A 22,345-nucleotide genomic window follows, 5' to 3' on the forward strand; every position below is an offset into this window, starting at 1 on the left:
CGAAACTTCCGGACCCAGCCGGACGCAGAACGCCCGGCGCCGCCGTCGGCGGATGCCGCAGGCCGTCGGCGCGACAACTCGCCGAGCCGGAAGGGCAGGCGCTGTTTGTGGACAGATCGGTGACAAGCCTTGACCCGAGGGCCCCACATTCCTAGCTTGTGGGCGTCCGAGCTTCCGGGAATTCTTCGAAATATTTCGAGATTGTCCCTGCCTCACGGCACGTCCGCTCCGCGGTTCATCGGGGTCACCTCACCCCCACACCCAAAGGAGGCCCTCTGATGTGGTTTCGCCACCCCTCCCCCGTCCGCCTGAGACGCTTACTCGCCGTCCTCGCGCCCTTGCTGCTCGTGGCCACCTTCCTCGGTGCCCAGCCCGCCGGCGCGGCGACCGTAGACCCCAACGCTTCGTATGTGCTGGTCAACCGCAACAGCGGCAAGGCCCTGGATGTGTACAACATGGCGACCGCCGATGGCGCCCGCATCACCCAGTGGACCAGGAACGATCAGAACCAGCAGCAGTGGCAGTTCGTCGATTCCGGGGACGGCTACTACCGCATCAAGTCCCGCCACTCGGGCAAGGTGCTGGACGTCCACAACCGGTCCACCGCGAACGGAGGCTCGATCGTCCAGTGGGCCGACCTGAACGGTGCCAACCAGCAGTGGCGGCTGGCCGACAGCCCGGATGGCTACGTGAGGCTCATTTCGCGACACAGCAACAAGGCCCTCGAAGTGCAAGGCGCCTCCACCGCCGACAACGCGAACGTCGTCCAGTACGACGACTGGGGCGGCGCCAACCAGCAATGGCAGCTCGTCAAGGTCGGCGGCGGCAGCACCGGCCCGTGCGATCTTCCGCCGACCTACCGCTGGACATCGACGGGCGCGCTGGCGCAGCCCAAGCCGGGGTGGGTCTCGCTCAAGGACTTCACCGTGGTCCCCTACAACGGCAGGCAGCTCGTCTATGCGACGACGCACGACACGGGGACGCGATGGGGTTCGATGAACTTCGGCCTGTTCACCAACTGGCCGGAGATGGCCTCGGCCAGCCAGAACACGATGTCGGCCTCCACCGTCGCGCCCACGCTCTTCTACTTCGCGCCGAAGAACATCTGGGTGCTCGCCTACCAGTGGGGTAGGACCGCCTTCTCCTACCGGACGTCGAGCGACCCCACCAACCCGAATGGCTGGTCATCCGAGCAGGTGCTCTTCTCCGGAAGCATCTCCGGCTCCGGAACCGGACCCATCGACCAGACGCTCATCGCTGACGGGACGAACATGTACCTGTTCTTCGCCGGCGACAACGGCAAGATCTACCGGGCCAGTATGCCGATCGGGAACTTCCCGGGCAGCTTCGGCACGAACTCGACCGTGGTCATGAGCGATACGACGAACAACCTGTTCGAAGCCCCGCAGGTCTACAAGCTCCAGGGCCAGAACCGCTACCTCATGATCGTCGAGGCGATCGGCTCGCAGGGCCGCTACTTCCGCTCGTTCACGGCCACCAGTCTGAACGGCTCATGGACGCCCCAGGCCGCGACCGAGAGCAATCCCTTCGCCGGCAAGGCCAACAGTGGCGCCACCTGGACCAACGACATCAGCCATGGCGAACTGATCCGCACCAACCCTGATCAGACCATGACCGTCGATCCCTGCAATCTGCAGCTGCTCTACCAGGGGCGCAGCCCCAACTCAGGCGGCGACTACGGCCTCCTGCCCTACCGTCCGGGTCTGCTGACACTGCGGCGCTGACGGCATGACACGGGTCCGGCTCCGGTATGGAGCCGGCGTGGCGGGCTCGGCTCAAGGCCGAGCCCGCTCGTGTCGGGCGTGAGCACCTCTGTGGCAACAGGCACGCCTCAGAGATTCAGCAGGTCTCGTGTCCGCACCGGCATGCCCGTTTCGAAGGAGCGGTTCGCGGCGAGTCCGGTGACCAGCGAAAGGGCCCCGTCGCCGGCGTCGGCCGCGCGGTGCAAGGGGTCGGGCGCCGGGGTGCCGAACAGGTCCTCAAGCATGCGCACGTCACCGCCGCCGTGGCCGCCTTCGCCGGTCGCGACCTCGATCTCACGGGGCCGCTCCCAGAAGGGGCGAAGCAGCAGTTCGGTACGTCCGGCGGTGTCGGCCGTCTCCGCGCCGTGCAGGACGGGGTCGGAGATGTGCGTCCGCATCCGGGACGGGGTCCAGGTGGACTCCTCCACCAACAGTTCCAGGCGTCCCTGGCTGCCGTTGAAGGCGATGCGGTAGCCCTCCCACGGGGCGTAGGCGTTGAGGTGGTACGTGAGGGTGGCGCCGGTGGCATACCTGACCAGTACCGCCATGTCGTCCTCGATCGTGACCCCGGGGGCGAACACGTTCTGGTCACGGTGGTAGCCGTCTTCTGCCTCCGCGTTCAGGTACAGCGCGCTGAGCAGGGGCGAGTCGGCCAGGTGTATCGCGAACGGGTCGGTCTGGGCTGCGGTGGAGCCGTGGGCCCGGGCGTAGTCGCGGGCGAGGTTCCGGCGCCGGCCGGCCTCGTCGCCGTAGAAGAACAGGCCGCCCTGTGCGTAGACCGTCTCGGGCCGGGTGCCGAGCCACCAGTTGACCAGGTCGAAGTGGTGGGTGGACTTGTGGACCATCAAGCCGCCGGAATTGGCCTTGTCCCGGTGCCAGCGGCGGAAGTAGTCGGCGCCGTGGCGCAGGTCGAGGAGCCACTCGAAGTGCACGGAGCCGACCTCGCCGATCTCCCCGGCGGAGATGAGTTCCCGCACGGCGGAGTGCACCGGGTTGTAGCGGTAGTTGAAGGCGACGCGGACCTCGCGTCCGGTGCGCCGCTGGGCTTCCAGGATGCGGCGGGCCTTGTCGGCGTCGGTGGTCATGGGCTTCTCGGTGACCACGTCGCAGCCTGCTTCGAGGGCGCGCACGATGTAGTGGTCGTGGGTGTGATCCACCGTGCACACCACGACCAGGTCGATCCGTTCGCGGCGCAGCATCTCGTCGAAGTCCTCGGCCGGGTACGCCGGTACGGGCGACCGGCCCGGGTGGATGTCCGCGATCCAGGTGTTGTGGACCGCCATCCGGTGCGAGTTGACATCGCAGAAGCCGGCCAGCTCGAACCGGTCCGCGTACGGACCGGCCAGCGCTTGGGTGAACAGCCGGGCGCGAGCGCCCAGGCCGACCACGGCGGCTCGGCGGCGTGCGGTGCCGGACGACATGGAGGATCTCCGTTCATGGATGAGGAGGGGGTGCTTGATGGTGTCACGCGCAAGCTCAGCGCAGCACGGGCAACCACGAGTCCGCGGCCGTGGCGGCGAGGGTCGGCGGACCCAGGACTACCGAAGGAGCAGGACCCGAGCCATGGTCGGCAGTACGGCGGCGGCAAGGGAGGCACACCCCGCAGCCCCACCGCCAGGAGGCACACCCCGCGACCACTGGACGACGAGGAAGACGAAGAACGCGATCCGCCGCCGGTACGGTCAATCCGGCAGGGGCTGTTCGGCCCAGATCGTCTTGCCCACCGGCGTATGACGGCTGCCCCAGCGCTCGGCGACCTGGGCGACGAGCAGCAGTCCGCGGCCGCCCTCGTCGAAGACCCGGGCCCGCCGCAAGTGCGGGGCGGCGCTGCTGCCGTCGGAGACCTCGCAGACGAGTACGTCGGCGCGGATGAGCCGCAGCTCGATGGGTGCGTGGCCGTACCGGATGGCGTTGGTGACCAGCTCGCTGACGATCAGCTCGGTGGTGAACTCGAGCTCGGTCAGCCCCCAGGCGGCCAGTTGTTCGCTCGCCATCCGGCGGGCCCGCGCGACGGCCGCGGGTTGCAGGGGCAGCTGCCAGACGCGTACCTGGTCGGCGCCGAACGCACGGGTGCGGGCCAGGAGCAGGACGATGTCGTCGGCGGCGGGGTCGGCCCGCACCTTGCGCAGCACCTCCTCACAGGCTTCCTCGAGGTCGGCGGCCGGGCGCCGCAGCGCCTCGCTCAGCAGCTCCAGTCCGGCGTCGATGTCACGACCAGGCGGCTCGACCAGGCCGTCGGTGTAGAAGGCGAGCAGGCTGCCTTCGCCCACGTCGACCCGGGCCGCCTCGAAGGGCAGTCCGCCCACGCCGAGCGGTGGCCCGGCGGGCAGATCCAGGACCTGCGCGGTCCCGTCGGACTTCACCAGGATGGGCGGTGGGTGCCCGGCCCGGGCCATGTCGCACCGGCCGGCGACGGGGTCGTAGACGGCGTAGAGGCAGGTGGCCCCGACCTCCCCAGAGGTCTCCTCCCCCTGCCCTCGTGTGTCCGGGCCCTCCTCCCGGTCGAGACGGATCACCAGGTCGTCCAGCCGGGTGAGCAGTTCGTCGGGCGCGAAGTCGGCGTCGGCGAGGGTGCGTACCGCGGTGCGCAGGCGGCCCATCGTGGCCGAGGCGTGTACCCCTTGGCCCACGACGTCGCCCACCACCAGCGCGACCCGTCCGCCGGACAGGGCGATGACGTCGAACCAGTCGCCGCCGATCTCGTTCCCGGAACCGGCGGGGAAGTACCTGTGGGCGAGGTCCAGCGCCGGCGCCCGGGGCGGCCCCGCCGGCAGGAGGCTGCGCTGGAGAGTGATCGCGGTGTTGCGTTCGCGGGTGTAGCGGCGGGCGTTGTCGATGCTCACCGTCGCCCGTGCGGCGATCTCCTCGGCGAGCACCAGATCGTCCTCACGGAAGGCGTCCGCGGTGCGGTGACGGAGCAGGTGCATCACGCCCAGGGTGACGCCGCGGGCACGCAGCGGCACCATCATCACCGTATGGATCCCGAATCTCCTCACGCTCCCGGCGCGGGCCGGGTGGGCCGTCGACCACTCGCGCAGCAGCGGGTCGCCCACTCGGTAGTAGGCGCCTCGGCCTGTGATCAGTACTTGAGCGGGCGGTGAGCCGGGAGGGTAGACGTCGGTGTCGCCGTCCGGGACCACGGATTCCGGGCACCCCCGCAACACCGACCGTTGCGCGGTGCGGCGGAAGACGACCTGCGTGCCGGGTGGTATCGGTTGCGGCTCATGTCCCTGGACGACCGACTCCAGCAGGTCGACGGTGACGAAGTCGGCGAACCCGTCCACCGCCACCTCGGCCAGTTCCTCGGCCGTTCGGGTCACGTCCAGGGTGCTGCCGATACGCGTACTGGCGTCGTTGAGCACCGCCAGGCGGCGCCGGGCCCAGTACTGCTCGGTGATGTCGATCACCAGCGCCGACATTCCCAGCACCTCCCCTGCCCGGTTCTTCAGCGGGGAGAGGAAGACCGACCACGCGTGATCGCGGATCTCACCGGAGGCCCGGAAGGGCTGTTCCTCGCGAACGATCATCTCCCCGGTGCGCACCACCTGCCGCTGAAGGCGGTCGATCTCGTCCAGGGGCGGCTCGGGGTAGATCTCCCACAGGGTCTTGCCTCTCATCTCCTCCTGTGTGAGCCCCATGGCACGGCTCATCACCTGGTTGCAGGTCACGAACCGCGCCTCACGGTCGTAGACGGCCACCGGAAGCGGGAGCTGCGCGAGCGTGAGGTCCCACAGCTCCGTGGTCTCCGTGTCCGTCGGCCCGGCGGGATACGTCACGGCCGCCGGGGTGACGACCCAAGCGGTCCTGCCGTCAGCGTCCGCCAGCGGCGTGCCCCGGAGCTGCACCTTGACGCGGTCTCCGTCCCGCTTCCGCAGCCCCACATCACTCGTCCACGGTTCACCGGCGGCCAGGTGGCGCCGCATCGCGAGGGGCAGCCGCGCGGAGAGCAGGCGGACGGCCGGCAGGCCCACCACCTCCTCGGGCTGGTATCCGAGCAGCCGCCCGGCCCCCGCGCTCCACACCATCACCGCACCGCGTGCGTCGATGACGACGGCGAAGTCCTCGGGCGCTGCCGCGCCCCCTGCTCCTGTGGTCGTGTCGGGTTGGTTGTCCATGGAGGCTTCCCGACTTCGTTCCCGCCGCGCCCTGCACGGCCTGCGGCACCCATGGCGGGCGCTGCCTTCAGCATCCCGCCGCAGCCCACCTCGCTCAACCGCCACGGCCACCCAGAGGCTTGTCAGGGACATGCGGGCGCCCTTACAGTCCGCGGTAGACAACCTGTGGGAGCGCTCCCAGAGTGGGGAGACGGGGGCGCCCCACGACACCCCCCTCGCCGTACCTCCGAGAGAGGTCCCACATGCGACCTTTACAGCATCTTCCCCGTACCGCACTCTGCGCGTGGGGCGCGCTCGTCACCGTGCTCGCCACTGTCGCGGCGCTCTTCGCCGCGGCGCCGCCGGCCCAGGCCGACACCACGGTCTGCGAACAGTTCGGCTCGACCGTCGTCCAGGGGCGATACGTCGTCCAGAACAACCGCTGGGGCACCAACGAGCCCCAGTGCGTCACCGCCACCGACACCGGCTTCCGGCTCACCCGGGCCGACGGCTCCGTGCCCACCACCGGCGCGCCGAAGTCGTACCCGTCCCTCTTCAACGGCTGCCACTACACCAACTGCTCTCCGGGGACCAACCTCCCCGCACAGCTCGCTCGCATCTCCAGCGCGCCGAGCAGCATCTCGTACGGCTACGTCGATGACGCCGTGTACAACGCCTCGTACGACATCTGGCTGGACCCGACGCCCCGCACGGACGGCGTGAACCGGACCGAGATCATGATCTGGTTCAACAAGGTGGGGCCGATCCAGCCCATCGGCTCCCAGGTCGGTACGGCCACCGTCGGCGGACGCACCTGGCAGGTGTGGTCGGGCAGCAACGGCTCCAACGACGTGCTGTCCTTCGTCGCCCCGTCGGCGATCGGCAGCTGGAGCTTCGACGTGATGGACTTCGTCCGGCAGGCCGTGGCCCGCGGACTGGCACAGAACAGCTGGTACCTGACCAGCATTCAGGCAGGCTTCGAACCCTGGCGGAACGGCACGGGGCTGGCCGTGCACTCGTTCTCGTCGACCGTCAACACGGGTGGTGGGCCGGGTGGACCGGGCGGTCCGGGCGGTGCCACGACGTGCGAGGTGTCGTACGCCACCAACGTGTGGCAGGGGGGCTTCACCGCGAACGTCACCGTCGCCAACACCGGTTCGGCCCCCGTCGACGGCTGGCGCCTCGCCTTCACCCTGCCCTCCGGTCAGCACATCACCAGCGCCTGGAACGCCTCCGTCTCCCCGTCCTCGGGGTCCGTCACGGCCGGCGGCCTGGCGCACAACGCCAGCATCGCGCCCGGCGGCAGCCTGACGTTCGGCTTCCAGGGCACCTACAGCGGCGCCTTCACCGCGCCGGGCGGGTTCAGCCTCAACGGTTCCGCGTGCACAAAGACGTGACATGAACGGGCGCCGGACTGCCGGGTGCCGCCGGCGTCACCGACAGCCGTCCGCGGCGAAGAAGCCGCCGCGGACGGCGACAGGCACACCTGTCACTCGGGTGCGCTCCCCGTGACGGCACACGCGGTGCCGTTGAGCGTGCAGGAACTCGGTGGGGCGGCGCTGCCGGCGTGGCAGGCCTGGAAGCCGATGTTCACGCGCCGGGGTCCGGGCGGGGTGTCACACGCGGGTCCACCTCTGGCCGGCCTGTCCGCTACAGGTCGACAGGACCAGCGGGGTGCCGTTGGCGGTGCCCGCCCGGTCGGTGTCGAGGCACAGCCCGGCGTGGACGTTGCGGATCGACCCGTCGGCGCCGACGGTCCACTTCTGGTTGTTCTGGCCGTTGCAGGGCCAGGTGATGACCCGGGTGCCCGGGGTGGTGCCCTGGTTGTAGGCGTCCAGGCACTTGTCGCCGAAGACGCGGATCTCGCCCCCGGTCCACGTGGTCCACAGCTGGTTGGCGGCCGTGTGGCAGTCCCAGATCAGGACCGTGGCCCCGGCCGCGGTGGAGGAGTTGTCCACGTCCAGACAGCGTGCGGACGCGTTGCCGCGGAACCGCGAGGTGGTGGCGGTCAGTGGGCTGCCACCGTGCACCCGGAACACGGCCACGCCGTGCGCGGGGACGCTCGCCGAGATCTGCCCGGACGTGCTGGACGTACCTCCGGTCCACAGGTCCGTCAGGGTGAACGACCCGCCGGACAGGCCGACTTGCGCGGCTGTGGTGGTGATCGTCGCGGTGCTCCCTCCCCGGTTGAACAGGCCCACCGCGACCGAGCCGTCCGACAGGGGCTTGGCGAACACCTCGGTGCCGCCGTCATCGCGCACCCTGCGCCCGCCCGCGCCCAGCGGGTCCTGGTTCACCGCCAGCAGACGCGGGTTGCGCAGGATCGCACTCACGTCGGCTGACATGGTGCGGATGTCGTTGCCGGCCATGAGCGGGGCACTCAGCAGCGCCCACAGGGCGAAGTGGGAGCGGGACTCGGTCAGGGACAGGCCGGGACGGCCGACGACCAGCATGTCCGGGTCGTTCCAGTGCCCCGGGCCCGACTGCGCCGCCAGCGGCGCGGTGACGTCCAGGACGTTGCCGACGCCCATCGGATAGCTGTTGGTGTTGCCGTTCTGCCAGATGTCGAGCAGGTCCTCGGTCGTCCGCCACAGGTCGGCGACCTCGCCCCAGTTGTACGTGTCGCCGGTGATGGCGTGGAAACTGTTGGGGTTGATGCTGTAGACGATCGGCCGTCCGGTGGCGCGCAGCGCGTCGCGCATCAGGGTGAACCGCGCGACCTGCTCGTCGCGGGTGCCGCTGGAGGAGCACCAGTCGTACTTGAGGTAGTCGACGCCCCACGAGGCGAACGTCGCGGCGTCCTGGGCCTCGTGCCCCCTGCTGCCCGTCGCCCCCGGGTAGGCGCCGGTGGTCTGCGCGCAGGTGCGTTCGCCCGGCACCTGGTAGATCCCGAACTTCAGGCCCTTGCTGTGGATGTAGTCCCCGAGCGCCTTCATCCCGCTGGGGAACTTGGTCGGGTTGGCGCGCAGGTTCCCTGCCGCGTCGCGCTGCGGGTCGAACCAGCAGTCGTCGACCACCACGTACCGGTAGCCGGCGTCGCGCATGCCCGAGGACACCATCGCGTCGGCGGCCTGGCGCACCTGGGCCTCGGTGATCTGGCACCCGAAGCTGTTCCAGCTGTTCCAGCCGAGCGGCGGGGTGAGCGCCGGGCTGCCCGGCGCGGCCGAGGCGGTGGAGTGCGAGGAGGCCGTCACGGACGCGGTGACCGTCAGCGCGGCGGCGGCGAGGAGGCGGAGCAGTCGTCTGGCTGATCGTCGGGGCAATCGGGGGCTCCTTTGCCGAAGGGGTGCCGTGGGCGGGTGACGTGACGCCTCGGCGGATGTCAGGTGCATGTCAGGTACACGGTGCGGTATGCGCTCGCAGTTTCGAACACCATTCGGAAAGCCAGGCGTCTCGGATACTAGGGAGGCGCCCGAACATGTCAACACCGTCGCCTCAGGGAAATTCGCGGCACCACCGCGGACGGCCGGAAGCGCCACCGCGGACCTGCGGGATCCGGACTCCCCGTCCGGCGGTCTCGGTCGGCTCCGCAGGTCCGAATGTTTCGATTCGTGCCACGAATGATGCGGCTGGGATGACTACGATCGGTTTACCGGCCCGTGCACGCACGGGCCGGAGCGCCATGCGGTGCAGGCGGATCTAGGCTGGAAGCAGCCGCTGGAAACCAGCCTCACGGGTACGGCTGTCCGGACGGAGGCGTGGCGCGTGGAGATGGCCGGCAAGCAGGACGCGTCCATTGCCGTTGTCGTGGTGGGCCAGGACGGCAAGGTGAGTGGCTGGAGCGAGGGAGGCCGGCTGCTCCTGGGCTGGACCGCGGAGGACGTCATCGGCCGCCCCGTGGCCGACCTGCTGGCCGATCCCCCGCCCCCCGGCTTCCCCGAGGGCTACGGCACCGGCCCCGACCCCACCGGGTTCGTCCCCCTGCGTCACCGTGACGGTTCCACGGTGGACGCCGTGGTGGCGGCTCAGCCGCTGTCCGGCCCCGACGGCCGGGCCACGGGCCACGTGATGACCGTCCAGCGCTGGGGACGCCGCCCGGTGATCGCCGACCGGGCCTTCGAGCAGTGCCCCTTCGCCCTGGGCGTCTACGACCCTGAGCTGCGATTCTCGTGGATCAACGCCTCCTCCGGCCGGGTGATAGCGCACACCGAGGAGCAAGTGCTCGGCAGGAAGTACCGCGAGGTGCTTCCCGAGTTCGACCGCACGCTCTTTCCCGAACGGGACGACAAGCCCTACACCGACAAGCTCGCCGAAGTGGCGAGGACGGGCGAGCCCGCGCGTCTCATCACCGTCTTCCGCGCTCGCGGCAGCGACTACGCCAACGCCTGGGCCACCAGCATATGGCCCGTCCGGGACGGCGAGGGCAGGGTCCGGGCGGTCGCCAACTGGGGATTCGACATGAGCGCCGAGTACTGGGCCCGGCAGCGCCTGCTCATCCTCAACGAGGCCAGCGGCGGCATCGGCCGGACACTCGACGTGATCGGCACCGCTCAGGAGCTGGCCAGGACCCCGGTGCCCGGGTTCGCCGACCTGGTCACCGTCGATCTCTTCGACGAGGTGCTGCGCGGAGAGGAACCGCCCCCGGCGTCCGCGTTCACCTCCGGCGACACCATCACGCTCAGCCGCGCCGCCCAGCACAGCGCGAGAGAGGACACCGACCGGCCGCCCGGAACCACGGCGCCGGTCAGCCACGCTCCCGGTTCCGTCGCCGCCCGCTGCATGGCCACCGGCAGGTCCACGGTCCAGCTCGCGGCAGAACCCGGCCAGGGCGGTGAATGGGCCTTCGGGCCCGGGCTCGCCGCCGACCCGGCCCACTGGCCGCCGGGCAACCCGTTGATCGACGAGTCCATCGCCGCGGAGGGGTTGACCGGCCGGATCACCGTGCCGCTCCGGGCACGCGGCGCGCTGCTCGGGGTCGTCGCCTTCTCCCGCCGCGACCGGCCCGAGGCCTTCACCGCCGACGACCTGATCCTCGCCGAGGAGCTGACCGCCAAGGCAGCCGTCGCCATCGACAACGCCCGCCGGTTCTCGCGCGAGCGGACGACCGCGCTGACCCTGCAACGCAGCCTGCTGCCGCAAGGGCTGCCGAACCAGGAGGCGGTCGAGGCGGCATCCCGCTACCTGCCCGGCGGGACCGGCACGGAAGTGGGCGGTGACTGGTTCGACGTCATCCCCCTGTCCGGCGCCCGGGTCGCTCTGGTCGTCGGAGATGTCGTCGGCCATGGCCTGCACGCCTCGGCGAGCATGGGCCGGCTGCGCACGGCGGTCCGTACTCTCGCCGACGTGGATCTGCCGCCGGACGAGCTGCTGACCCATCTGGACGACCTGGTCCTCCACCTCGCCGACGACCTCCAGCCGGCCGGCCGTCTCCAGCCTGTCGGCGAGGCCGGGGCGACCTGCCTGTACACCGTCTACGACCCGGTCTCCCGGCACCTCACGTTGGCGAGCGCGGGCCACCCCCTGCCGCTGATCGTCTCCCCGGACGGCACCACGACCCCGGTGGCCGCCCATCCCGGGCCACCGCTCGGCATCGGTGGGCTGCCTTTCGAGGCCACCGAGCTCGAGCTGCCCGAGGGCAGCCTGCTCGCCCTCTGCACCGACGGACTGCTGGGAAGCCGCGAACGCGACGTCGATGAGGGGTTCGCCGAACTGCGGCGGGTCCTGAGCCACTCGGCCGGCTCGCTGGAATCCCTGTGCGACGCGGTGATGGACGCCATGCTCCCCGATCGCCGCACCGACGACGCCGCTCTGCTGCTCGCTCGCACTCACGCGCTGGCTCGCCACCACGTCGCCGACTGGGACGTCGAGCCCGACACCGCACAGGTGCCGAACGCCAGGAAGTTCGCCGTCGACCAAGTGGACGCCTGGGGTCTGGCGGAGGCGGCCTTCATCACCGAACTGGTCGTCAGCGAGCTGGTCACCAACGCCATCAGATACGGCGAGCCGCCGATCAGGCTGCGGCTGATTCGCGACACCTCCTTGATCTGCGAGGTCTCCGACGCCAGCAACACCGCTCCGCACCTGCGCCGGGCCCGTGCCTTCGACGAGGGCGGCCGGGGCCTGCTGTTGGTCGCCCAGCTCACCCAAGGGTGGGGCACCCGGCACACCACCGACGGCAAGACGATCTGGTGCGCGCAGGCCCTCCCCCGGCCTGGGCCGCGCTGAGATCCCCCTGTCCCGCCAGTCGGACAGCCGGTCGTCAGTGAGCGCCTTGACTTCTCGTGGGAGGCGGGGGGGTTGGATCCTGCTTTCATCGATGAAGGCGCCTGAGTCCGGCCCGGCCGTCAGCGGGAAGGGCCGAGTGCCCCGGCGATCAGCCCTTCGAGCTGCTGCGCGACCTGGTCGAGAGGTTCCGCGCTGCGCTTGGCGCGGCACATGGCGGTCGCGCCCTCGACGGCGGCCACGACCAGGGCCGCCAGCCCCGGCGCCTGCTCCGGGGCGACCCCGTGCTCGCGGAGCGAGTCGGCGAGCAGTCGTTCCCACTCCTCGAATGCCTCGGCGGCGGCGAGGAGGGGCGGGGCCTCGTCGGTCGGCGGTTCCTCGACGGCGACGGCCAGTACGGGGCAGCCGGCGCGGAAGTCGCTGTCGACGACGATGCCGCGCCACAGGGCGAGGAAGGCGCGCAGGCCGGTGACCGGGCCCGCATCGAGTTCCTCCCGCAGGACGTGGGCGACCGCCCCACCCGCGTACCGCACCGCTTCAGTGGCCCGCCGTCCGGAGCCAGCACCGTGCTGACCCGCCTGCGGGCGATCGCCCACTCCTGCCATTCCAGCTCGGCCGCGGCCAGCTCGGCCTGGATACGGCAGCCTCCTCACGCAGCCGTCGACTCGACGGCGAGCGGCGAACTCGTACTCTTCCAGTAGCCCGACCCCGACGGCATTCGAGGCCTCCCGGCGAGCGACAACACAACAGGCCACAGCTCCCACGGAATCACCGACCCCAAGCTTGACCAGCTGAAACGCCGTCCTCGAGTTCGGCAAGCCAACAGCCACCCACCCTTACCGCTTCAGGGGCGGCGGCGCCGTGCTGCTTCTGACCACCAGGCGGGTGGGAACGATGTCCGTGCCGGATCGGGGGACGTCGTGTTCGTGGATCTGTCGCAAGACCTCCTGGGCACTTTTCCGGCCCACCTCGGCGAAGTCCTGGTGGACGGTGGTCAGGGGCGGGGCGAAGTGGGCGGCATCGGGGAGGTCGTCGAAGCCGACCACGCTGATGTCGCCGGGGACAGCCTTGCCTCGTTCTTGGAAGGCGTGCAGGAGACCGAGTGCCATCTGGTCGTTGGAGGCAAACACCGCGGTGCAGTCCGGCTCTTGTGCGAGTTCGAGGCCGGCCGCGTAACCCGATTCGGCGGTCCAGTCGCCGTGCAGGGGCGGTGGCACAGGCCGTCCGGCTTCCTCGAGCACGGTCTGCCATGTCTGGGCTCGGCGCTGGCTTGCGTACGACGTCTCCGGACCGGTCACGTGCCAGACGGTCTCATGTCCGAGTTCCAGCAGGTGGCTGATGGCCTCTCGGGTGCCGCCGGCCTGGTCGGTATCGACCACGCGATAGCGGTCTCCGGCGTCGGAGTCCACGACGACCACGCGCACGCCGGGCGGCAGCTTCACGGTTCCCGCGTCAAGCAGGTGGACCTCGATGAAGACGATGACTGCGTCGACGGCCAGTTCACCCATCCGGGTGAAGGCGCCCAGCACACTGTCCTGGGTCGGAATATCGACGGGGATCACCGTGATCGCGTATCCCTCGGCCGCGGCCTGGGCCGCGATCGCTTGCACGGTGTCGCTGTGGCCGGTGGCGGAGAGGCTGTGGAGGATCACGCCGATGGTCTTGAACTGCCCGTACCTGAGGGCGCGCGCGGCACTGTTGGGCCGGTAGCCCAGTTCCCGCATCGCGGCCTGCACCCGCTCCCGGGTCGAACCGATCACGCTGGGATGGCCGTTGGCCACCCTGGACACGGTCTGACGTGAAACGCCGGCAAGCGCGGCGACGTCGGCCCTCGTGACGTGCTGCCTGTGGCGCCCGCCCGGTGCGGCCGAACCGACTTGCTGTGCGCCCACCGCAGGACCAGGATCCTGCTGTCCCGGCTCACTCAGGTCCATCGAGCCTTCGCTCCTGTCTGTCCACTCGTCGCCGTCCGCTGATGGCTCGGGCGGAAGTTTTAACGTGCGAGAAACCTTGACCTCTCACTGTGACGGGTGCCACGCTACCGCATCATGTTCACGTGACCAACCGTCTGCGGGCTGAATGGTCACGTGAACAAGGTTCGGATCGGTGCGCTGAGCCGGACTCGATGTTCACGTGACCACGCAGTGTGGTCAGCGTTCGCGCAGCAAGGAGTGAAGCGGTGGTCGCAGCACCACAGGCAGGGGTTCCAGGTGCCAGGAGGCCATCGGCCTCGAGACGGCGGTCATGGGTCGGCTGGCGGTTCGTCGGGCCGTTCGTGGCGGTGTTTGCGCTGGTCTTCCTCGCGCCGATCGGCTACTCGATCTACCTGAGCCTGTTCCGTACCCGGCTGATCGGCGGAACGGCCTTCGTCGGTGCCGACAACTACACCGAGGTGCTGGGGGACGCGCAGTTCTGGTCCGCCTTCGGGCGGGTGGCGGTCTTCCTGGCCGTGCAGGTCCCGATCATGTTGCTCCTCGCGCTTCTGCTGGCCCTGGCGATCGACAGCGGCCGCCTGTACGGGGCGGGCTTCTTCCGGATCTCGGTGTTCCTGCCTTACGCGGTGCCGGCCGTCGTCGCAACGCTGATGTGGGGCTTCATGTACGGAACCCGGTTCGGCCTGGTCGGCAACATCAATGAGGCGTTCGGGATCTCGCTTCCCGACCCGCTGTCGCCCGATCTGGTCCTCGCGTCGATCGGCAACATCGTGACCTGGCAGTTCGTGGGCTACAACATGCTGATCCTCTACTCGGCGCTGAGGGTGGTCGATCCGGCGCTGTACGAGGCCGCGGAGATGGACGGGGCCGGGCAGCTGCGGATCATCTGGGCGATCAAGCTCCCGGCGCTGCGCGGGGCTCTGTCGATCGCGACGATCTTCTCGATCATCGGCAGTTTCCAGCTGTTCAACGAGCCGAGCGTCCTCAAGAGCCTGGCGCCGAATGCGATCACGTCCTACTTCACGCCAAACCTCTACGCCTACTCGCTGTCGTTTGCCGGACAGAAGTTCAACTACTCGGCCACGGTCGCCATCGTCATGGGCGTGATCACGATGATCATCGCCTACGCCGTCCAGCTGCGCGGCCTGCGGAAGGAATCCTGATCATGGCGACCACGACTCCCCGCGTCGGGCACAAGCCGCGCACGGCACGGCACGCGGGTGCCTCTTCGGGCCCGCTGGTGGTCCGCCCCGCCCGGCGCGCCTCCCGCCGGAAGAGGCGCAGCGCCACGCTGACCGCCCTGACGGTGATCATGCTGGTGTACACGTTGCTGCCGCTGGCGTGGCTGGCGATCAACGCGACCAAGACGCAGAAGGGGCTGTTCGACTCCTTCGGCCTGTGGCTGGATGGCGACTTCGCCCTGTTCGGCAATATCGCCGACACCTTCAGCTACAACGACGGGATCTTCACCCGCTGGCTGCTCAACACCGTGCTGTATGTGGTGGTCGGGGCGGGCGGCGCTACGTTCCTCGCGACGCTCGCCGGATACGGGCTGGCCAAGTTCGACTTCCCCGGCAAGAAGGCCGTGTTCGCGACTGTCATCGGAGCGGTCGCGGTGCCCGGTACCGCACTGGCGGTTCCCACCTTCCTGATGTTCTCCGAGATGGGGCTGACCAACACCCCGTGGGCGATCATCATCCCGTCGCTGGTCTCGCCGTTCGGCCTCTACCTGATGTGGACCTTCGCCACCGACGCCGTCCCGAAAGAGATCCTGGAGTCAGCGCGCGTCGATGGCGCCGGCGAGTTCCGCACGTTCTTCCGGATCAGCCTGCCGATGCTGGCGCCGGGAATCGTCACCGTTCTTCTCTTCAACGTGGTCGCGACCTGGAACAACTACTTCCTGCCGCTGATCATGCTGAAGGATCCCGACTGGTACCCGCTGACCCTCGGCCTGAACAGCTGGAACGCCCAGGCTTCCACCGTGGGTGGCGAAGCGGTCTTCAATCTCGTGATCACTGGATCACTGCTCACCATCGTCCCGCTGATCGTGGCGTTCCTGCTGCTCCAGCGGTACTGGCAGTCCGGCCTGTCCGCCGGGAGCGTCAAGGGCTGATCTGCGCCCGCCGACTGCAACCCCTCCCAGATACACCGCACGAAAGGGAACACCCCATGACGAGAACCCGTCGTCACGCCCTGCTGCTGGGCGCCGCGGCCCTGTCGGTGGCACTCACCGCCACTGCCTGCAGCTCCTCCGGCACCGAGGACTCGGGCAGCGGCAAGCCTGCGTCCAACGCCGACATCCAGGCCGCCCTGAACGCCGGGGGCGAGATCACGGTCTGGGCCTGGGACCCGACGCTGAAGAAGGTCGTCAGCGATTTCGAGGCCAAGTACCCCAAGGTCAAGGTCAACCTGGTCAATGCCGGTACCAACAACGAGCAGTACACCGCGCTGCAGAACGCGGTCAAGGCCGGATCGGGTGTCCCCGACGTCGCCATGATCGAGTACTACGCCCTGCCGCAGTTCTCGCTCGCCAAGTCCGTCACCGACCTCAGCGCCCTGGGTGCGGACAAGCTCAAGGGCACCTTCACTCCTGGCCCGTGGAGCGCCGTCCACGCCGGCACCGAGGGTATCTACGCCCTGCCGATGGACTCCGGCCCGATGGCCCTGTTCTACAACAAGGAGGTCTTCGACAAGCACAAGATCAAGGTGCCGGCCACCTGGGAGGAGTACATCGCCGCGGCCAAGAAGCTGCACAAGGCGGACCCCAAGGCGTATCTCACCGCCGACACCGGCGACGCCGGCTTCACCACCAGCATGATCTGGCAGGCCGGCGGCAAGCCGTACACCGTCGACGGCACCGACGTCGGTGTGAACTTCGACGACGCCGGGACCAAGAAGTTCACCACCGCCTGGCAGCAGCTCATCAGCGACAAGCTGCTCGCGCCGGTCCCCGCCTGGAGCGATGCGTGGTACAAGGGCCTCGGCGACGGCACGATCGCCTCCCTCGTCACCGGCGCGTGGATGCCCGCCCCTCTCGCATCGGGCGTCAAGGCCGGCGCCGGGAAGTGGCGTGTGGCGCCCATGCCGCAGTGGAACAGCGGGGAGGCCGTCACCGCCGAGAACGGCGGCAGCTCGCTGGCCGTCATGGAGGCCAGCACCAAGAAGAAGCTCGCCTACGCCTTCCTCAAGTACGCCACCGTCGACGAGGGCGCGCAGACCCGTATCGACGCCGGGACGTTCCCCTCCACCACCAAGCAGCTGAACTCCGTGAAGTTCCTGAACAAGAAGGACCCGTACTTCGGCGGCCAGAGGATCAACGAGGTGCTCGCCAAGTCGGCCGACGACGTCCTCGTCGGATGGTCCTACCTGCCTTTCCAGGTCTACGCCAACAGCATCTTCAACGACAACGTCGGCAAGGCCTACGTCAGCGGCACCACCCTGCAGGAGGGCCTGAAGTCCTGGCAGGACGCCTCCCGCAAGTACGGCCAGGAACAAGGCTTCACCGTCAAGTAACACGCCCCCGGCCCGTGTCCCGCCCGCCTGTTGGCGGGACAGCAGGACCGTCCAACGGCACTTTGTCGCACCTCCACCCTGAGGGCACGAGGTCGCACGACCGGCCGCCAACGGCCGCCGCTGACGACGACCTCAGCGACCCGCCCCCACCATCGCCCCGCCGGCCACCTGACAGGCCGGCGGGGTCCCACCCCGGGCTCACCGAGCCACACGCGGCCTCCCTCCCCCCATGCTCGGAGCCGCCCTTACCCGAAGGAGCAACCCGGATGCACGGACGCTCGCCCAGCATCCTGCCCAGGCCACCGCCCGCGCGGATTCGGGCACCGGTGGTCGCGATCACCGCGGTCGGCCGCGCAGCCGCCAACAGCATCCCGTGCCCGCCGCCCCGAGCAAGGACACGCAGCGGGCGGTGACAACGCCGCAGCGGGCCCCACCCGCAGTGGCCCCTTCTCCACAACAAAGGCCGTGCCCGCCAGCCCAAGCGAGCACGTCAACTCAGCCGACCCCACGTGCCCCGGCTGCCCGGCGCCCATCACCACCTCGCGCCGTGCCCTCTCCGGAACACACCCGGGCGCCACCACCGCATCACAACCGCCCACCGCGGCAGATCGCTTCGTGGCGCCCAAGGCGGCAACGACCGCCTGCACAGAGCCGCATGCAGAAAAGGAACACGACATGCCCAACTCCCAACACACCCGACCCAGTCCTCACTCAGCCGTACTCCCCCCCGCCCGTACCCGCTTCCTCCGCCGCGCGCTGGCCTGCCTGGCGGCCGCGCTGATCGCCGCGCCGATCACCGTGCTGTCCACGGGGTCGCCGGCGGCTGCGGAAACCAACCCGACGGACGCCAGCAAGTTCCAGGGCGTGAACTGGGCCCGCATCCATGACAACTTCGTCAACGGCCCCCTCTACCTCGAGGGGCTGGCCGAAACCGACGACTACGACACCGTCAAGGCCAAGGCCAACGCCATCCTCGGCGGGTTCCAGAGCACGCTCGGCGCCAACACCGTCCGGCTGCCGATCAACAGATACTCCGTCCCCGGCACGACGTGGGGCGACAAGTACACCGGCGCCATCGACGCCGCGACCGCCAAGGGCTTCAAGGTCATCCTGAGTTACTGGGACGGCGACGGGGTCGGCAGTAACGGCCACATCGTCGACGCGGCCGCGTTCACGTCGATGTGGAAGGCCGTGACCGACAAGTACGGGTCCAATGGCCTGGTCTACTTCGAGCCCTACAACGAGCCCAAGGGGTACACCGCCACCGAATGGGCCAACGTCGCCGCTAACTGGATCGCCAGCAACCCAACGATCCCCAAGAACCGGATCATCGTGAGCGGCCACGGCGACAACCAATGGGTCACGAGCGTGTGCGCCGACTCCCGCCTCGACGGAACCTACCTCTCGCTCCACCACTACACCTTCTATTCGGGGCCGAAGACCTACGACGGGTGGGTCAGCGACTTCAAGTCCAAGGTCGGCACCTGCGGCACGCGCACCATCCTGGACGAGTTCGGCGCGCCGATGGACAAGGGCACGATGGACTCGGTGGTCCATGAGGCTGGCAAGGACTACAACGACGCCGCCAGCACCGACAACTTCGTCCAGTACCTGCGCGCCGACACCGACAGCGTGCGCTCTCTCGGCATGGGCGCGGTCTACTGGCCGGCCCTCGGCGGCAAACGCGTCAACCACAAGGACTACGACTGGTACTCCCTGTTCGACCTCAAGGGCAGCGGCACCAACCTGGCGCTGGGCGTTCGCAACATCAGCGGCATCGACCGCCTGAAGTACGCCTGGGGCCGCGACCCCGGCTCGCACACGAGCATGCTGCGCAACGTCGGCAGCAACGGCTGCCTCGACCACCCCCTCGGCCAAAGCAACGTCCAAGTCCAGGTCTACGCCCAGTGCTGGGGCGGCGACAATCAGCAGTGGACCCGGACGCCCTCCGGGCAGCTCACCGTCTACAGCGGTACGAACAAGAAGTGCCTGGACGCCTGGGGAACCATCAAGAACGGCACCGTGGTCGGCACCTATAACTGCAACGGCCAAGACAACCAGAAGTGGAGGTTCTACTCCGACGGCACTATCCGTCCGATAGTGAACCTCGATTTCTGCCTGGACAGGAACGGGGACTCCAAGGTCCAGCTCTGGTCCTGCTGGGGCGGCAACAACCAGAAGTGGCAGACGAGCTGAGAGGCCACCCCCCGCCTGACACACCCGCAGGCCGGTCGCGGACGTCAAGAGCCGCGACCGGCCTCATCCCCGGGGCGCTCCCCTCCGGGCCCGAGCAGCGCCCCGGTCCATCCACGGTCCCATCCGTACCCCGAACACCTCCCGACCACGAAGCGAGGAAAGCTGTGCCCCTTGACGACCTGACCGCATTCCACTCCGGCTTTGCCTGGGGAGCGGCCACCTCCGCCTACCAGATCGAAGGCGCGGTCGCCGAGGACGGCCGAGCACCATCCATCTGGGACACCTTCTGCAAGCAGCCCGGCACCATCGCCGGCGGGGACACCGGCGACATCGCCTGCGACCACTACCGCCGGTGGCCCGACGACGTGGCGTTGATGAAGGCCCTCGGCCTCAACGCCTACCGATTCTCCATCGCCTGGCCCCGCGTCATGCCGGACGGGGACAGCCGCGTGAACCCGGCAGCGCTGGCCTTCTACGACCAACTGGTCGACGCACTGCTGGAAGCGGGCCTTGCTCCTCATGCCACCCTCTACCACTGGGACCTGCCGCAGGCCCTCGAGGACCGCGGCGGCTGGCCCGCCCGCGACACCGCCCTGCGATTCGCCGAATATGCCACCGTCGTGGCCGACCGGCTCGGTGACCGGGTCACCAACTGGGCGACGCTGAACGAGCCGTACTGCTCCGCATGGCTCGGCCACCTCCAGGGGGTCATGGCGCCGGGCCGCACCGACCTGACCGCCGCCGTGCGCGCCTCACACCACCTGCTGCTCGCCCACGGGCTCGGCGTCGAGGCCCTCCGGTCCACCGCCTCACAAGCGCGGGTCGGCATCGTCAACATCCTCACGCAGTCCGAGCCCGCGAGCGACCGGCCCGAGGACATCGCCGCCGCCCGCCGCGACGACGGGCACAACAACCGCTGGTGGCTCGATCCCATCCACGGCCGCGGTTACCCGGCCGACATGGTCGAGGTGTACGGGACCGAACCACCCATCGAGGCCGGGGATCTGCAGAAGATCGCGGCGCCGCTGGACTGGCTCGGCGTCAACTACTACAAGCGGTCAGTCACCGTCGATGATCCGCAGGGGCCCGCACCGTTCGCCCGTCCCGTCACACCGCCGGGCACACCGCGTACCGGGATGGACTGGGAGGTCCACCCGGACCGGCTGGAACACCTGCTCGTCCGGGTCACCGAGGACTACGCGCCGCGATCGGTCCTCGTCACCGAGAACGGCTCCGCTTTCCCCGACCGTGTAGCGCCCGACGGTAGCGTGCACGACGTCGAGCGCATCGCCTTCCTGGAGTCCCACCTGGCAGCCTGCGCGCGGGCTGCCCGCCGCGGCGTCCCGCTCGACGGCTACTTCGCCTGGTCCCTGCTGGACAACTTCGAATGGGCCTACGGCTACTCCCAGCGGTTCGGCATCGTCCACGTCGACTACGAGACCCAGACACGCACCATCAAGGACAGCGGCCACCGCTACGCCGAGATCATCCGCGCACACGGGCGCACCACACAACACGCAGCTTCCGTCGCGATTCCCACCCCCGAGAAGAGAACCCCGGAGGAGCGGCGCAGTAACTGAAGACCCTCGTCACCAGGGGACTGTCTGACGCTCACATGTCCCGGGCCGACAGGACGCGGCGAAGCGGTGCATGGATGCCGCCGAGGCCGAGGCTCTTGGTAGCTGTTGTTTTTCGATCTTGAGAGAGGCCCGTCGGGCGGGAGTCCCGATTGGGTGGTCGCGGGATGCTTGGCGCATACGGGTGGGGCCTCCTGAACAGCTCGTTGGTATCGAATCACCGAGCAGCAGGAGGCCCTGACGCCGCAGCCCTCTCCTGGCAGGTCAGCGGCCCTTGACGGAGCATCCGCATCCCGCGGATCCGGGATGACCTCCGTCCCGGCGGTGTCGCCGCGGTCCGGAGCCAGCACCATATCGACCCGCCTGCGGGCGATCGCCCACTCCTGCCATTCCAGCTCGGCCACGGCCGACTCGGCCTGGATCCGGTCGGCCTCCTCCCGCAGCCCGTCGACCCGACGGCGAGCGGCGAGCTCGTGCTGTTCCAGCAGTCCAACGACCGACGGCATCCGCGACCTCCCGGCAAGCGACGACCCGACAGGCCACGACTCCCACCGAATCACCGACCCTATGCCCGACCAGCGGAAACGCGGCGATCACGTCCGGAAAACAACAGCTTCTCAGGGTGCTCTTCCCCGGCATCGCGTGTGCCGTCCGGCTGGAAACGGCCGGCCGACATGGTCAGCCGTTCGCCGCGGCCGCGACCGTCGCGGGAGCCACCCCGGTCAGTTCGACGATGCGGTGCGGTGGCACACCGGCGGCCAGGGCGCGTCCGATCAGGCCGTCCCGGCCCTCCGCGGAGTCCCGGTAGGCAAGGAGCTCCTCCTCGAGCCGAGCGAGCGGCTCCGGCACCATCCGGTGGCGAACCTGGCTCAGCTCCTCATCACTCAGCGGTACGGGCAGCCGTTCCGCCTCCTCGGGGATCGCCGCCGTCTCCTCCGGCGGCAGCAGGCGCAGGTGCGGGGAGGTCGGTGTGCTTCCGTGAGCGTCCAGCCATGCGCGTACCGCCGGAGTCTCCATGCACGCGAGATCACCGACGGCGACGGGGGCCACACCGAGCGGCGCGGACGCGTCGTCGAGCAGGATCAGATAGGCATCGTCGGTCATCA

General features: G+C 69.3%; 13 protein-coding genes and 1 pseudogene. 8 read left to right on the top strand and 6 right to left on the bottom strand.

Going from position 1 to position 22,345, the window contains the following annotated elements; genetic code table 11:
• The first annotated feature begins 278 nt into the window (after window positions 1-278).
• The gene (locus IE97_RS0101090; RefSeq protein ID WP_030147249.1) at window positions 279-1,745 is read left to right on the top strand and encodes a non-reducing end alpha-L-arabinofuranosidase family hydrolase; all 1,467 of its coding nucleotides are present in this window, start codon (window positions 279-281) and stop codon (window positions 1,743-1,745) included.
• Window positions 1,746-1,852: 107 nt separating this feature from the next.
• Here the strand turns inward: IE97_RS0101090 and IE97_RS0101095 are convergent, their stop codons facing one another.
• Together IE97_RS0101095 and IE97_RS0101100 are read right to left on the bottom strand one after the other, a co-directional pair.
• Window positions 1,853-3,184 carry a Gfo/Idh/MocA family protein gene (locus IE97_RS0101095; protein ID WP_030147250.1) on the bottom strand — a complete coding sequence of 444 codons (1,332 nt, stop codon included), beginning with the start codon at window positions 3,182-3,184 and terminating at the stop codon, window positions 1,853-1,855.
• A gap of 261 nt (window positions 3,185-3,445) precedes the next feature.
• Entirely contained in the window at window positions 3,446-5,878 is a 2,433-nt protein-coding gene (locus tag IE97_RS0101100) for a SpoIIE family protein phosphatase (RefSeq protein WP_030147251.1), read from the bottom strand.
• Between the two features lie 242 nt (window positions 5,879-6,120).
• Between IE97_RS0101100 and IE97_RS0101105 the strand changes: the two genes are divergently transcribed.
• Window positions 6,121-7,254 carry a GH12 family glycosyl hydrolase domain-containing protein gene (locus IE97_RS0101105; protein ID WP_030147252.1) on the top strand — a complete coding sequence of 378 codons (1,134 nt, stop codon included), beginning with the start codon at window positions 6,121-6,123 and terminating at the stop codon, window positions 7,252-7,254.
• 219 nt (window positions 7,255-7,473) lie between these two features.
• On the opposite strand, the gene IE97_RS0101110 is transcribed toward IE97_RS0101105, so the two are convergent.
• A complete protein-coding gene (locus IE97_RS0101110) occupies window positions 7,474-9,120 on the bottom strand; it encodes a glycoside hydrolase family 27 protein (protein WP_030147253.1) in 1,647 nt (548 codons plus the stop codon).
• 448 nt (window positions 9,121-9,568) lie between these two features.
• On the opposite strand from IE97_RS0101110, the gene IE97_RS0101115 reads away from it, so the two are divergent.
• Window positions 9,569-12,022 carry a SpoIIE family protein phosphatase gene (locus tag IE97_RS0101115; protein ID WP_030147254.1) on the top strand — a complete coding sequence of 818 codons (2,454 nt, stop codon included), beginning with the start codon at window positions 9,569-9,571 and terminating at the stop codon, window positions 12,020-12,022.
• Between the two features lie 119 nt (window positions 12,023-12,141).
• Here IE97_RS0101115 and IE97_RS0101120 read toward each other — a convergent pair.
• Window positions 12,142-12,579: pseudogene (locus IE97_RS0101120) on the bottom strand (TetR family transcriptional regulator C-terminal domain-containing protein); the annotation flags it as partial.
• Between the two features lie 276 nt (window positions 12,580-12,855).
• Window positions 12,856-13,953, bottom strand: a complete 1,098-nt coding sequence (locus IE97_RS0101125; RefSeq protein ID WP_051704795.1) for a LacI family DNA-binding transcriptional regulator — start codon at window positions 13,951-13,953, stop codon at window positions 12,856-12,858.
• A 245-nt stretch (window positions 13,954-14,198) separates the two neighbouring features.
• Between IE97_RS0101125 and IE97_RS0101130 the strand changes: the two genes are divergently transcribed.
• The 5 genes from IE97_RS0101130 to IE97_RS0101150 all read left to right on the top strand — a co-directional run bounded on the left by IE97_RS0101130 (window position 14,199) and on the right by IE97_RS0101150 (window position 21,242).
• Window positions 14,199-15,116 (top strand): carbohydrate ABC transporter permease, encoded by a 918-nt coding sequence (locus IE97_RS0101130; RefSeq protein ID WP_030147257.1) that lies wholly within the window; start codon window positions 14,199-14,201, stop codon window positions 15,114-15,116.
• A gap of 2 nt (window positions 15,117-15,118) precedes the next feature.
• Window positions 15,119-16,066 (top strand): carbohydrate ABC transporter permease, encoded by a 948-nt coding sequence (locus tag IE97_RS0101135; RefSeq protein WP_030147258.1) that lies wholly within the window; start codon window positions 15,119-15,121, stop codon window positions 16,064-16,066.
• 56 nt (window positions 16,067-16,122) lie between these two features.
• Window positions 16,123-17,466 (top strand): ABC transporter substrate-binding protein, encoded by a 1,344-nt coding sequence (locus IE97_RS0101140; RefSeq protein WP_030147259.1) that lies wholly within the window; start codon window positions 16,123-16,125, stop codon window positions 17,464-17,466.
• Between the two features lie 675 nt (window positions 17,467-18,141).
• Window positions 18,142-19,662 carry a ricin-type beta-trefoil lectin domain protein gene (locus IE97_RS0101145; RefSeq protein ID WP_030147260.1) on the top strand — a complete coding sequence of 507 codons (1,521 nt, stop codon included), beginning with the start codon at window positions 18,142-18,144 and terminating at the stop codon, window positions 19,660-19,662.
• Between the two features lie 164 nt (window positions 19,663-19,826).
• A complete protein-coding gene (locus IE97_RS0101150; protein ID WP_063752179.1) occupies window positions 19,827-21,242 on the top strand; it encodes a GH1 family beta-glucosidase in 1,416 nt (471 codons plus the stop codon).
• A gap of 675 nt (window positions 21,243-21,917) precedes the next feature.
• Here the strand turns inward: IE97_RS0101150 and IE97_RS0101155 are convergent.
• Complete coding sequence (locus IE97_RS0101155) at window positions 21,918-22,343, bottom strand: DUF6003 family protein (protein WP_030147262.1); 426 nt, start codon at window positions 22,341-22,343, stop codon at window positions 21,918-21,920.
• Between the last annotated feature and the right edge of the window lie 2 nt (window positions 22,344-22,345).

The organism is Streptomyces sp. NRRL S-455, from assembly GCF_000717875.1.
Taxonomy (GTDB): Bacteria; Actinomycetota; Actinomycetes; order Streptomycetales; family Streptomycetaceae; genus Streptomyces.

Bases quoted from the DNA above. Each gene is read 5' to 3' on its own strand.
- IE97_RS0101115 (WP_030147254.1), top strand. From the start codon at position 9,569: ATGGCCGGCAAGCAGGACGCGTCCATTGCCGTTGTCGTGGTGGGCCAG.
- IE97_RS0101135 (WP_030147258.1), top strand. From the start codon at position 15,119: ATGGCGACCACGACTCCCCGCGTCGGGCACAAGCCGCGCACGGCACGG.
- IE97_RS0101145 (WP_030147260.1), top strand. From the start codon at position 18,142: ATGCCCAACTCCCAACACACCCGACCCAGTCCTCACTCAGCCGTACTC.
- IE97_RS0101140 (WP_030147259.1), top strand. From the start codon at position 16,123: ATGACGAGAACCCGTCGTCACGCCCTGCTGCTGGGCGCCGCGGCCCTG.
- IE97_RS0101105 (WP_030147252.1), top strand. From the start codon at position 6,121: ATGCGACCTTTACAGCATCTTCCCCGTACCGCACTCTGCGCGTGGGGC.
- IE97_RS0101155 (WP_030147262.1), bottom strand. From the start codon at position 22,343: ATGACCGACGATGCCTATCTGATCCTGCTCGACGACGCGTCCGCGCCG.
- IE97_RS0101125 (WP_051704795.1), bottom strand. From the start codon at position 13,953: ATGGACCTGAGTGAGCCGGGACAGCAGGATCCTGGTCCTGCGGTGGGC.
- IE97_RS0101100 (WP_030147251.1), bottom strand. From the start codon at position 5,878: ATGGACAACCAACCCGACACGACCACAGGAGCAGGGGGCGCGGCAGCG.
- IE97_RS0101090 (WP_030147249.1), top strand. From the start codon at position 279: ATGTGGTTTCGCCACCCCTCCCCCGTCCGCCTGAGACGCTTACTCGCC.
- IE97_RS0101095 (WP_030147250.1), bottom strand. From the start codon at position 3,184: ATGTCGTCCGGCACCGCACGCCGCCGAGCCGCCGTGGTCGGCCTGGGC.